Source organism: Pseudomonas sp. 1176_21 (assembly GCF_052850635.1).
Genome location: NZ_VXCV01000005.1, coordinates 226,827 through 239,723 on the forward strand (window position 1 = coordinate 226,827; position 12,897 = coordinate 239,723).

Consider the following 12,897-nt stretch of genomic DNA (forward strand, 5'->3'; position numbering starts at 1 on the left):
GCCGGCCTTGCCGGCGAAGGGGCCCGAAAGCCGAACACAGGTACATGCTCAAAGCGCATTTCGGGTTTATGATGCCCAACGGCAGCCTATTTCCCCACACGGAGTGCGTAATGCAGACCTTGTACCCGCAGATCAAACCCTACGCCCGGCACGATCTGGCCGTGGAAGCACCGCATGTACTGTACGTCGATGAAAGCGGTTCCCCGGAAGGTCTGCCCGTGCTGTTCATTCATGGCGGCCCGGGCGCCGGCTGCGATGCGCAAAGCCGCTGCTATTTCGACCCCAACCTGTACCGCATCGTCACCTTCGACCAGCGCGGCTGCGGTCGCTCCACCCCGCACGCGAGCCTGGAAAACAACACCACCCAGGCCCTGATCGAAGACATCGAGCGTATCCGCGAGCACCTGAACATCGAAAAATGGGTGCTGTTCGGCGGTTCCTGGGGCTCGACCCTGGCCCTGGCCTACGCCCAGACTCACCCCGAGCGCGTGCAGGGGCTGATCCTGCGCGGCATCTTCCTGTGCCGCCCGCAGGAAATCGAATGGTTCTACCAGGCAGGTGCCAGCCGACTGTTCCCCGACTACTGGCAGGATTACATCGCGCCGATCCCTGCCGACGAGCGCGACGACCTGGTCAAGGCCTTCCACAAGCGCCTTACCGGCAACGACCAGATCGCCCAGATGCATGCGGCCAAGGCCTGGTCCACCTGGGAGGGCCGCACCGCGACGCTGCGTCCCAACCCGCTGGTGGTCGACCGCTTCTCCGAGCCGCAACGCGCCCTGTCGATTGCCCGCATCGAATGCCACTACTTCATGAACAACGCGTTCCTGGAGCCCGACCAGCTGATCCGCGACATGCCGCGTATCGCCCACCTGCCGGCGGTGATCGTGCACGGTCGCTATGACGTGATCTGCCCGCTGGACAACGCCTGGGCGCTGCACCAGGCCTGGCCCAACAGCGAGCTGAAAGTGATTCGCGACGCCGGCCACGCCGCCTCCGAGCCCGGCATCACCGATGCGCTGGTGCGCGCCGCCGACCAGATGGCCCGGCGCCTGCTCGACCTGCCGCTGGAAGAAGCGTGAAGGGCCTGCTGCAACGCGCGCGTGGCGCGCGGGTAGAGGTCGACGGCGAGATCGTCGGGTCCATCGACCAGGGCCTGCTGGTGCTGGTCGCCGTCGAGCCCGGCGACACCCCGGCCCACGCCGACAAGCTGCTGCACAAGCTGCTCAACTACCGGGTGTTCAGCGACCCCCAGGGCAAGATGAACCTGTCGCTCAAGGACATCGACGGCGGCCTGCTGCTGGTATCGCAGTTCACCCTGGCTGCCGACACCCAGAGCGGCCTGCGCCCGAGCTTTTCCACCGCCGCGCCACCGGCACTCGGTGCCGAACTGTTCGATTACCTGCTGGCCCAGGCGAGGCTCAAGCACCCCACGGTGGCGAGCGGGCGTTTCGGTGCGGACATGCAGGTTCACCTGGTCAATGATGGCCCTGTGACATTTATGCTACAAATATGAAGGTGAAAAGGCCGCTGCTTGCATGAAAACAGCGGCTTTTCAGCATAAATAGTTGCTTGGCCCTGATGCGTTGTAACGCGGCCTGCTGGATAATCGCGCGAAATGTGGGCCTGCGTTCGCAGGCCCGTTTTACTCTGACTTGAGCATCGTCCGGAACCGTTTGGGGAATCATTGTGCCCTTTCGGAGTCCGAACAGTGCTCGCCAACCCGGCATACGTCGCTGGCCGTTGGTTCTTTGATCTGTTTTCGGCGAGGGTTGCTCGTGATTGTAAGTCCCTGTAATGCACCAAGAACTTCCGCCAATCGGCTGCGCAAGGCCTTCGTGGCAGCCTCTGCACTGGTCTGCCTGCTCAGCGCGGGCCAGCTCTGGGCGTTCAACCTCGACGACGTGGCAGCCAAGGCCAAAGACCTGGCCGGGCAGAAGTACGAAGCACCCAAGAGCAACCTGCCGGCCGTGTTCCGTGACATGAAGTACGGCGACTACCAGAAGATCCGCTTCCTGCAGGACAAGGCCGAGTGGGCCCAGGACAAGACCCCGTTCAAGCTGTCGTTCTACCACCAGGGCATGCACTTCGACACGCCGGTGCGCATCAACGAAGTCACCGCCAACAAGGTGCAGGAGATCAAGTACGACCCGAGCCGCTTCGACTTCGGCGACGTGCAGTTCGACCCCAAGGCCACCGACAAGCTCGGCTACGCCGGCTTTCGCGTGCTGTACCCGATCAACAAGGCCGACAAGCAGGATGAAATCATGACCCTGCTTGGCGCCAGCTATTTCCGCGTGGTCGGCAAGGGCCATGTGTATGGCCTGTCGGCCCGTGGCCTGGCCATCGACACCGCGCTGCCGTCGGGCGAGGAGTTCCCGCGCTTCACCGAGTTCTGGGTCGAGAAGCCCAAGCCGACCGACAAGCACCTGGTGATCTACGCGCTGCTCGATTCGCCGCGCTCCACCGGCGCCTACAAGCTGACCCTGCGCCCGGGCACCGACACCATCGTCGACGTCAAGTCCAGGGTGTACCTGCGTGACCACGTCAGCCGCCTGGGCATCGCCCCGCTGACCAGCATGTTCCTGTTCGGCGGCAACCAGCCGTCCAAGGTGCCCAACTACCGCCCTGCGCTGCACGACTCCGAAGGCCTGTCGATCCATGCGGCCAACGGCGAATGGCTGTGGCGCCCGCTCAACAACCCCAAGCACCTGGCCGTGAGCAACTTCAGCGTCGAGAACCCGCGTGGGTTCGGCCTGCTGCAGCGCCAGCGCGAGTTCAGCCAGTTCGAAGACCTCGACGACAACTACCAGAAGCGCCCGAGCGCCTGGATCGAGCCGAGCGGCGACTGGGGCAAGGGCACCGTCGACCTGGTCGAGATCCCGACCGCCGACGAGACCAACGACAACATCGTGGCCTTCTGGAGCCCGGAAAAACTGCCTGAGCCCGGTGTGGCATCCGAGTTCAACTACCGCCTGCACTGGACCATCGACGAGTCCGAGTTCCACTCGCCGAACCTGGGCTGGGTCAAGCAGACCCTGCGCTCCACCGGTGACGTCAAGCAGTCCAACCTGATCCGCCAGCCCGATGGCAGCATCGCCTTCCTGGTCGACTTCGAGGGCCCGGTGCTGGCCGCCCTGCCGGAAGATGCCAACGTGCGCAGCCAGGTGACCACCGACGACAACGCCGAAGTGGTCGAGAACAACCTGCGCTACAACCCCGAGATCAAGGGCTGGCGCCTGACCCTGCGCCTGAAGGTCAAAGACCCGAGCAAGGCCACCGAAATGCGCGCCGCGCTGCTGCGCGACGTACCGGTCGAACAGCCCAAGCCGGCCAAGCCTGCCAAGCAGGACAAGGCCGCTGCCAAGCACGCCAAGCAGGAAAAACCTGCCCAGCCGCCAGCCGCCGATGCGGCGACCACCACCGGGGCACCGGCCACCACCGAACAGGTGTTGACCGAGACCTGGAGCTATCAGTTGCCTGCCGATGAGTAACTCTTCACAAAGGCCGGAATCGCTTGGCGAGTACCTGGCCCATCTACCCCTGAGCGACGAGCAGCGCGCCGAACTGGCCAGCTGCAGTTCGTTCAGCGAGCTGCACCGACGCCTGTCGGCGCAGCCGCCGGTGGGTGAAAACGGTTCGGTACAGGGATCGGTGGGCAGCCGCCTGACCCTGGACAGCGCCGCGGAACTGGAAGAGGCCGAGATGCTCGCCCTCGACGCCAGTGGCCGGGTGTGCCTGAAGGCCACCCCGCCGATCCACCGCACCCGGGTGATCCCCGAGCCATGGCGCACCAACATCCTGGTGCGCGCCTGGCGCCGGGTCACCGGACGTACCAACGCGCCGGCGCCTGAACAGCGCGAGCTGCCCAAGGCGCGCTGGCGCTGGGTGGGTTCGATGCGCCGCTACATCCTGCTGGCGTTGATGCTCGGCCAGACCGTGGTCGCCGGCTGGTACATGAAGGGCATCCTGCCGTACCAGGGCTGGTCGTTCGTCGACCTCGACGAAATCATGCACCAGTCGTTCATGCAGACCGTCACCCAGGTGTGGCCATATGCGCTGCAGACCAGCATCCTGATCCTGTTCGGCATTCTGTTCTGCTGGGTGTCGGCCGGTTTCTGGACCGCGCTGATGGGCTTTATGGAACTGCTCACCGGGCGTGACAAGTACCGGATTTCGGGCAGCAGCGCCGGCAACGAGCCGATCGAGGCCGGGGCGCGCACCGCACTGGTGATGCCGATCTGCAACGAAGACGTGGCCCGGGTGTTCGCCGGCCTGCGTGCGACCTTCGAGTCGGTGGCGGCCACGGGCAACCTGGACCGCTTCGACTTCTTCGTGCTCAGCGACACCAACGACACCGACATCGCCGTGGCCGAACAGCAGGCCTGGCTGGACGTATGCCGCGAGGCCAAGGGCTTCGGGCGCATCTTCTACCGTCGCCGTCGTCGCCGGGTCAAACGCAAGAGCGGCAACCTCGACGACTTCTGCCGTCGCTGGGGCGCGGACTACCGCTACATGGTGGTACTCGACGCCGACAGCGTGATGAGCGGCGAATGCCTCACCAGCCTGGTGCGGCTGATGGAAGCAAACCCCGACGCCGGGATCATCCAGACCGCGCCCAAGGCGTCGGGCATGGATACCCTGTATGCGCGCATGCAGCAGTTCGCCACCCGGGTGTACGGCCCGCTGTTCACCGCCGGCCTGCACTTCTGGCAGCTGGGCGAGTCGCACTACTGGGGCCACAACGCGATCATCCGCATGAAACCCTTCATCGAGCACTGCGCCCTGGCGCCGTTGCCGGGCAAGGGCGCCTTCGCCGGTGCGATCCTGTCCCACGACTTCGTCGAAGCCGCACTGATGCGCCGTGCCGGCTGGGGCGTGTGGATCGCCTATGACCTGCCGGGCAGCTATGAAGAGTTGCCGCCCAACCTGCTCGACGAGCTCAAGCGCGATCGGCGCTGGTGCCACGGCAACCTGATGAACTTCCGCCTGTTCCTGGTCAAGGGCATGCACCCGGTGCACCGTGCGGTGTTCCTCACCGGGGTTATGTCGTACCTGTCGGCGCCGCTGTGGTTCTTCTTCCTGGTGCTGTCGACCGCGCTGCTGGCGACCAACACCCTGATGGAGCCGCAGTACTTCCTCGAACCGCGTCAGCTCTACCCGCTGTGGCCGCAGTGGCACCCGGAAAAAGCCATCGCGCTGTTCTCCACCACCATCGTGCTGCTGTTCCTGCCCAAGCTGCTGAGCATCATCCTGATCTGGGCCAAGGGCGCCAAGGAGTTCGGCGGGCGCATCAAGGTCACCCTGTCGATGCTGCTGGAGATGCTGTTCTCCATGCTGCTGGCGCCGGTACGCATGATCTTCCACACCCGCTTCGTGCTGGCCGCGTTCCTGGGCTGGGCCGCGACCTGGAACTCGCCACAGCGTGACGACGACTCCACCCCGTGGAGCGAAGCGGTGCGCCGGCATGGCCCGCAAACCCTGCTGGGCGTGGCCTGGGCGCTGCTGGTGGCGTGGCTGAACCCGAGCTTCCTGTGGTGGCTGGTGCCGATAGTGGGCTCGCTGATGCTGTCGATCCCGGTGTCGGTGATTTCCAGCCGCACCAACCTGGGCCTGCGCGCCAAGGACGAGAAGCTGTTCCTGATCCCTGAGGAATACGCCACGCCGCAGGAACTGCTGGCCACCGACCAGTACACCCACGAAAACCGCTGGCATGCGCTGAAGGACGGTTTTGTGCGGGCCGTGGTCGACCCGCAACAGAACGCCCTGGCCTGTGCCCTGGCAACCGCGCGCCATGGCGTGGCGGAGGTGGTCGAGCGCAACCGTGCCGAGCGCATCGCCAAGGCCCTGGAAGTCGGCCCGGCCGCGCTGGATGGCGCCACGCGCCTGGCGCTGCTCAGCGACCCGGTCGCCCTGGCACGGCTGCACAGCCGCGTGTGGGCCGAAGACAACCGCGCCTGGCTGGATGTGTGGCGTGAGTCGATTGCCAACGACCCGCACTCGCCGCTGTTGCCGCTGCACCCGCAGCACGAGGGGCAGGCCGCACTCGCCGGGGCCTGATCTGCGGGCCCCTTCGCCAGCAACGCTGGCTCCTACAGGTCATCCGTGCCGTTGTAGGAGCCGGCTTTGCCGGCGATGTTTCACTCCTTTTTCTGATACCAACAACGCCCCCCATGCGTTAGCATCCCCCCCGATAATAAAACTCGAAGTTTTCCTGCTGGGGGATCTGGTGATGATGAAAAAGTATCTGTCGATGCTGATGATCGGCGTCGCGGCACTGATGACGGTGAACGCTGCACAGGCAGCCGGCGCCATCGATGACGCGGTCAAGCGCGGCACCTTGCGCGTAGGCATGGACCCTACCTACATGCCGTTCCAGATGACCAACAAGCGTGGCGAGATCATCGGCTTCGAAGTCGATATCCTCAAGGCCATGGCCAAGTCCATGGGCGTCAAGCTGGAAACCGTCTCCACCGCCTACGACGGCATCATCCCGGCCCTGATGACCGACAAGTTCGACATGATCGGCAGCGGCATGACCCTGACCCAGGAGCGCAACCTCAAGCTCAACTTCAGCGAACCCTTCATCGTGGTCGGTCAGACCCTGCTGATCCGCAAGGAGCTGGCCGGCGAGATCAAGACCTACAAGGACCTGAACAACGAGAAGTACCGCCTGACCTCCAAGCTCGGCACCACCGGTGAAATGGTCGCCAAGAAGCTGATCGGCAAGGCCAAGTACCACGGCTACGACAACGAGCAGGAAGCGGTGATGGACGTGGTCAACGGCAAGGCCGACGCCTTCGTCTACGACGCCCCGTACAACGTGGTGGCAGTGAACAAGGCCGGCGCCGGCAAGCTGCTGTTCCTCGACGAGCCGTTCACCTTCGAACCGCTGGCCTTCGGCCTGAAGAAGGGCGACTACGACAGCCTGAACTTCATCAACAACTTCCTGCACCAGATCAAGCACGACGGCACCTACGATCGAATCCACGACAAGTGGTTCAAGGACACCGCCTGGCTGAAGGACATGGAATAAGGCCGCGGCCCCACGCCCGGTTCGAAACCCGACGCGCAGGCTGGCCCTGCGCGTTCGCTTTTACGGAAGTACCCCCGTGATCAAACACAAGAAAGCCCAGTGGCCCTGGCATGGGCTGACGGCGCTGGTCCTGATCGGCCTGGCGCTGAGCCTGTATTACGCAACCTCGGTGATCTCCTACGAGTGGCGCTGGAACCGCGTGCCGCAGTACTTTGCCTATCAGGCCGAAGTTGCCCAGCGCGCCGCCGAAAACGGCGTGATCGAGGCGATCGAGCGCAAGGGCGACATGGCCCGCGTCACCTTGCGTGACGAGAGCGGCGCCGAACAGGTGCTGAACGTCGAGCAGGCCAGCCTGCAGATGGACCGTGGCGACGACGTGGCCGAGGGCGACCTGATCGGCGTGACCCACCAGTGGGCCGCCGGGCCGCTGGCCTGGGGCCTGTTCACCACCTTGTGGATCTCGGTGGCGGCGGGGGTGCTGGGGTTGGTGATCGGCCTGTTCGCCGGCCTGTGCCGGTTGTCCAGCAACCCGACCCTGCGCGACCTGTCGACGGTGTATGTGGAGCTGGTGCGCGGCACGCCGCTGCTGGTGCAGATCTTCATCTTCTACTTCTTCATCGGCACCGTGCTCAACCTGTCCCGCGAGTTTGCCGGGGTGGCGGCACTGGCGCTGTTCACCGGCGCCTATGTCGCCGAGATCGTGCGCGCCGGGGTGCAGTCGATTGCCCGCGGCCAGGGCGAGGCGGCCCGTTCGCTGGGCCTGAGCGCCGGCCAGTCGATGCGCCACGTGGTATTGCCGCAGGCGTTCAAGCGCGTGCTGCCGCCGCTGGCCGGGCAGTTCATCAGCCTGGTCAAGGACACCTCGCTGGTGTCGGTGATCGCCATCACCGAACTGACCAAGAGTGGCCGCGAGGCGATCACCACCTCGTTCTCCACGTTCGAGATCTGGTTCTGCGTCGCCGGGCTGTACCTGCTGATCAACCTGCCGCTGTCGCATTTCGCCAGCCGGCTCGAGCGGAGGCTTGCGCAAAGTGATTGAAGTCCGTGACCTGGTAAAAGTCTTCGACACCCGTGGGCAGGTGGTGCGTGCGGTGGATCACGTCAGTACCGACGTGGCCAAGGGCGAAGTGCTGGTGGTGCTGGGCCCGTCGGGCTCGGGCAAGTCGACCTTCCTGCGCTGCCTCAACGGCCTGGAAACCTTCGACGAGGGCACCGTGGCCATCGACGGCCTGCAACTGGCCGACCCGAAGACCGACGTGAATGCCTACCGGCGTGAAGTCGGCATGGTGTTCCAGCACTTCAACCTGTTCCCGCACATGACCGTGCTGGAGAACCTGTGCCTGGCGCAGAAGGTGGTGCGCAAGCGTGGCAAGGCCGAGCGTGAGGCCAAGGCGCGTGCGTTGCTGGAGAAGGTGGGCATTGCGCAGAAGGCCAACGAGTTTCCCTCGCGCCTGTCTGGTGGCCAGCAACAGCGCGTGGCGATTGCCCGTGCGCTGGCGATGGAGCCGAAGGTGATGCTGTTCGACGAGCCGACCTCGGCGCTGGACCCGGAGATGGTTGGCGAGGTGCTGGACGTGATGAAGACCCTGGCCCTGGAAGGCATGACCATGGTCTGTGTGACCCACGAAATGGGCTTTGCCCGGGAAGTGGCGGACCGCGTGCTGTTCTTCGACCATGGCAAGTTGCTGGAAGATTCGCCACCGGAGGCGTTCTTCACTGCGCCGAAGGACCCACGAGCCCAGGCGTTCCTGCGCCAGGTGCTGTAACCGCAGCGTGGCCTTCGCCACCAAGGCTGGCTCCTGCAGGGTTTCGCCGTACCTGCAGGAACCAGCCGTGCTGGCGTGCTGGCGAAGAGGCCGTTACAGGCTGAACCGCCCGACCAACGTCTGCAACTGCCCCCCCAGCCGCGCCAGCTCCACGCTCGACGCCGCAGTCTGCTGGCTCGCCGTGGTCGTCTGATCGGCAATATCCCTCACCGTCATCACATTGCGGTTGATCTCCTCGGCCACCGAGCTCTGCTCTTCACTGGCCGTGGCGATCTGCTGGTTCATGCCCTGGATGCTCGACACTGTCTCTGTGATCTGCCCCAGCGCCGCGCCCGCCCGCCGGCTCAGTTCGACGCTGTCGCGGCTCAGGTCGCGGCTGCTGTCGAGCAGGTGCACCACCTGCGCCGTACCACTGTGCAGGTTGCCGATCAGCTCCTCGATCTCCTCGGTGGACTGCTGGGTACGCTGGGCCAGGCCGCGCACTTCATCGGCCACCACCGCAAAACCACGCCCGGCCTCGCCCGCCCGCGCAGCCTCGATCGCGGCATTGAGCGCCAGCAGGTTGGTCTGCGACGAAACCGACTTGATCACATCCAGGATGCTGCCGATACGCTCGCTCTCCTGGGCCAGCTGCTGCATGGCCAGGATCGACTCCTCCACTTGCCTGGCCAACTGCTCGATCTGCCCGATGGCGTCGTTGACCACCTGGTTGCCTTCGCGCGCCTGGCTGTCTGCGGCAGTGGCTGCCGCCGAGGCGAACTCGGCGTTGCGCGCCACCTCCAGTACCGTGGCGGCCATCTCGTTCATCGCGGTGGCCACCTGGTCGGTCTCGTCCTTCTGGTTGCCGGTCATCAGCTGGGTGCGCTCGGCGACACTCGACAGCTCGCCCACCGCAGCGGTCAACTGGCCGGTGCCCTGGCCGATGCCACCGATCAGCTCGCGCAGGCTCAGGGCCATCTGCTGCATGCTGTTCTGCAACTGCCCCAGCTCATCCTGGCGTGATACCCGCAGGTCGCTGCGCAGGTCGCCCTTGGCGATGCATTGCGCCGCTTGCAGGGTGCGTCTGAGCGGTTCGGTGATCTGGCGCGTGATCAGCCACGCGGCCAGGCTGCCGAGTACCAGCGCCAGCAAGGCGATGACGCTGAGCATGCTGCGTGCCTCGAGGGCTTCTTCGTCGCGCAGCTGGATCTGGTGTCGGGTCAGTACGCGACTGGCATCGCGCAGCTGGTTGCCCATGGTCTCCAGCCCGCCCTGAAGCTGCTCTACCGCGATGGCGGCCTGGCGGTAGCGGTCCAGCAACTGCACATAGCTGGCGAGCGCGGCGGTAGTGGCCTGCAGGTCGCTGGGCGGCAGGTTGCGCCTCAGATCGGCCAGGCTGGCCTGGGCGGCGCCGAGCGCGCTGGCACCCACCTGCTCGAAGGCACTCAGCGGGCTGAAGGTATAGGCCGGGGCGCGGCTTTGCTGGCCGGCGGTCTCGATGTGTCGTGCAAGCGTTGCGAACAGGCGCTGCTCCGAGGCCTGCCGTTCGCTGCCCTGGCGCTCGCCCAGCAGGGTCTTCTGCTCCAGCGTGTCGATGCCATCGAGCAGGCGCTGCTCCTGTTCACGCAGGGCGGTTTCGTGCGTATGGCGCGTGCCGACGGCCTGCTGCAAGGTGTCGAAGTCGCGCACGAACTGGCCGACCACCTGCTGATTGGCCGTGATCACCTGGCGGTCGGCCGCATCGTCGAACTGCCCCAGCATGCTCTGCAGCAGGCGCTCCAGTTCGGTCAGGGTCGCGCTGATCCTGCGCCTGCTCTCGTCGTCCGCCAGCACCCGGTAGGTGATGCGCTCGGCACGCAGGTCCTTGCTCAGGTCGTTGATCGCGGCAATCTGGGTGAGGCGCTGCGAGCTGTCGATGGATTCGTTCAGTGCATGCCAGCCGCCCAGGGTGGTCGCCAGCGTCAGCAGCAGGACGCTGGCAAATCCCAGGGCCAGCTTGAGCCTGACGCTCAGGTTGCCAAGCATCCGGTACAAAGGTGCGAACATGACGGTTCTCCAGTGAAATGAGGGATGTAGCGCCTGGATAGGGTCGGGCGCAGCTACCTGTGCTCATCGGCCACTGGAGGCCAAGCTGGACCTGCAAATGCTGTAGGAAAATTCCCATCTTGCAGGCGGAAAATTCCACTTAGAGCTGGAAGCGCCCGACCAGCGCCTGCAATTGAACCCCCAGGCGTGCCAGCTCGATGCTGGAGGCCGCGGTCTCTTCGCTGGCGGCGCTGGTCTGGTCGGACACGTGGCGTACGTTGATCACGCTGCGGTTGATTTCCTCGGCCACTGCACTTTGCTGTTCGGCCGCGGCCGCAATCTGCTGGTTCATCGCCTGGATCGACGACACCGTGGTGCTGATGGTGGCCAGCGAGGTGCCGGCGCGTCGGGTCAGCTCGACGCTGCTCAGGGTCAGCTCGCGGCTGTTGTCCAGAATCCCGGCGACCTCGGAGGTGCCGCGGTGCAGGCCGGCGATCAGGCCTTCGATCTCTTCGGTGGATTGCTGGGTGCGTCGGGCCAGGCCGCGTACCTCGTCGGCGACCACGGCGAAGCCGCGCCCGGCCTCGCCGGCGCGGGCGGCCTCGATGGCCGCGTTGAGCGCCAGCAGGTTGGTCTGCTGGGCTACCGACTTGATCACGTCGAGCACGCTGCCGATCTTGTCGCTTTCGGCCTTGAGCTGGGCCATGGCTTCGCCGGAGTGGTCGACCGCCGCCGCCAGGCGCTCGATCTCGTCGATGGCCTCGCTGACCACCCGATCGCCTTCGCCGGCCTGCTGGTCGGCCAGGGTGGCGGCCTCGCTGGCCTGCTCGGCATTGCGCGCCACATCCTGCACGGTAGCGGCCATTTCATGCATGGCAGTGGCCACCTGGTCGGTTTCGACCTTCTGCGTGCTGACCCCGCTGCTGGTCTGCTCGGTCACGGCCGAGAGCTGCTCGGCGGCGCTGGCGATCTGGGTCACGCCCTCGCCGATGCCACCGACCAGCTCGCGCAGGCTCACGGTCATGCGCTGCATCGCACGCTGCAGCTCGCCCAGCTCGTCGCGTCGCTCGGCCACCAGGGTCTGGCTCAGGTCGCCGCCGGCCACCCGTTCGACCAGGCGCAGGGTCTGCTGCAGGGGCGTGGTGATCTGGCGGGTGATCACCCACGCGGCCGCGATGCCCAGCAGCAGCGCAATGGCGATCGCCAGGCCCAGGTTGTAGCGTGCCTGCAGGGCCTGCTGGTCGACCAGCTCGGTCTGCGACTGGGTCAGCTCGTCGCTCACCGCCAGCAGGCTGTCGCCCAGCTGTGCCAGGTGCTGCAGGGCCGAGTCGCTGGCGCTGCGCGCCGCGCTGAAGTCGAGCACGGCGGCGCGGTAGTCGGCCAGTGCCCCCGCGGCGGCACGCAAGGTGTCGCGATAGGTGCTCGGTAGCCTGTCGGGCAGTGCGTCAAGCTGGCTGGCCGCCTGGTCGATGGCGGCCAGTGCCGGTGCCTCGAATTCGGCGCGGCCGCTGTAGGTGTAGCCGCGCAGGTGAAAGCGGGCCTGCTGGATCTGCTGGTCCACCGTCACCAGGCTGGCGTAGGCGCTGAAGTCGGCACGCTCGCGCAGGGCCTGCCCGACTGGCGCCAGCAGCGCCACCGCGCGTTCGGCGCTGCTGCCCAGGGCGTCGCGTGCCTGCTGGCGCGCCTGCACCGTGGTCTGCAGCTCGGCGAAGGTGCGCCGGTACTGGTCGAGGGTGTTTTCCTGGCGTTGTACCCGGGCAAGGTTGGCGGGCACGTTGAGGCGCCGCTGCAGGTAGGCCAGGCGCTCGGCCACGTCGTCCAGCTCCTTGTCCATCTGCTGGCCGACGGCAGGCTCAAGGTTGCGCTCGTAGACCAGCCGCTGGTTGCGCACATCCTGGATCTCCTTGTTCACCGCCCCGATGTCGGTGAGCTTGTCACTGCGGTCGGCAAGGTCTTCCAGGGTGGTCCAGCCGATCAGGGCGATGCCTAGCGTCAGCAACAGAACCAGGGCAAAGCCCAGGGCCAGTTTCAGTTGAATGCTCAGGTTGCCCAGCATCCGATTCATCGTCACAAGCATGGTGGCTCTCCAGG

The 12,897-nt window shown here is 65.7% G+C and carries 9 protein-coding genes and 1 pseudogene; 7 read left to right on the forward strand and 3 right to left on the reverse strand.

All coding sequences use genetic code 11. From position 1 onward, the window contains the following. Positions 1-110: 110 nt before the first annotated feature. From pip to FW760_RS14385, 7 genes are all read left to right on the forward strand, one after another. The gene (gene pip / locus FW760_RS14355) at positions 111-1,082 is read left to right on the forward strand and encodes a prolyl aminopeptidase (protein WP_043862174.1); all 972 of its coding nucleotides are present in this window, start codon (positions 111-113) and stop codon (positions 1,080-1,082) included. Beyond that, positions 1,079-1,516 (forward strand): D-aminoacyl-tRNA deacylase, encoded by a 438-nt coding sequence (gene dtd / locus FW760_RS14360; RefSeq protein ID WP_088514678.1) that lies wholly within the window; start codon positions 1,079-1,081, stop codon positions 1,514-1,516. The genes pip and dtd overlap by 4 nt, the downstream gene beginning before the upstream one ends. 262 nt (positions 1,517-1,778) lie before the next feature. Then, positions 1,779-3,494 carry a glucan biosynthesis protein G gene (locus FW760_RS14365; protein WP_080922881.1) on the forward strand — a complete coding sequence of 572 codons (1,716 nt, stop codon included), beginning with the start codon at positions 1,779-1,781 and terminating at the stop codon, positions 3,492-3,494. After that, positions 3,487-6,060 carry a glucans biosynthesis glucosyltransferase MdoH gene (gene mdoH / locus FW760_RS14370; RefSeq protein ID WP_116052518.1) on the forward strand — a complete coding sequence of 858 codons (2,574 nt, stop codon included), beginning with the start codon at positions 3,487-3,489 and terminating at the stop codon, positions 6,058-6,060. Before FW760_RS14365 ends, mdoH begins: the two co-directional genes overlap by 8 nt. A 175-nt stretch (positions 6,061-6,235) precedes the next feature. Further along, positions 6,236-7,036, forward strand: a complete 801-nt coding sequence (locus tag FW760_RS14375) for a transporter substrate-binding domain-containing protein (protein WP_043862230.1) — start codon at positions 6,236-6,238, stop codon at positions 7,034-7,036. 76 nt (positions 7,037-7,112) lie between these two features. Further along, positions 7,113-8,075 carry an amino acid ABC transporter permease gene (locus FW760_RS14380; protein ID WP_043862170.1) on the forward strand — a complete coding sequence of 321 codons (963 nt, stop codon included), beginning with the start codon at positions 7,113-7,115 and terminating at the stop codon, positions 8,073-8,075. Further along, on the forward strand, positions 8,068-8,802 hold the full coding sequence (locus FW760_RS14385) for an amino acid ABC transporter ATP-binding protein (RefSeq protein WP_043862229.1): 735 nt from the start codon (positions 8,068-8,070) through the stop codon (positions 8,800-8,802). Before FW760_RS14380 ends, FW760_RS14385 begins: the two co-directional genes overlap by 8 nt. A gap of 93 nt (positions 8,803-8,895) precedes the next feature. Here the strand turns inward: FW760_RS14385 and FW760_RS14390 are convergent, their stop codons facing one another. The 3 genes and pseudogenes from FW760_RS14390 to FW760_RS14400 form a co-directional block, all read right to left on the reverse strand. Continuing rightward, complete coding sequence (locus tag FW760_RS14390) at positions 8,896-9,768, reverse strand: methyl-accepting chemotaxis protein (RefSeq protein WP_370409078.1); 873 nt, start codon at positions 9,766-9,768, stop codon at positions 8,896-8,898. Beyond that, positions 9,751-10,827: pseudogene (locus FW760_RS14395) on the reverse strand (methyl-accepting chemotaxis protein); the annotation flags it as partial. The gene FW760_RS14390 and the pseudogene FW760_RS14395, both read right to left, overlap by 18 nt. Before the next feature lie 139 nt (positions 10,828-10,966). Further along, entirely contained in the window at positions 10,967-12,883 is a 1,917-nt protein-coding gene (locus FW760_RS14400; protein WP_116052520.1) for a methyl-accepting chemotaxis protein, read from the reverse strand. Positions 12,884-12,897 lie beyond the last annotated feature (14 nt).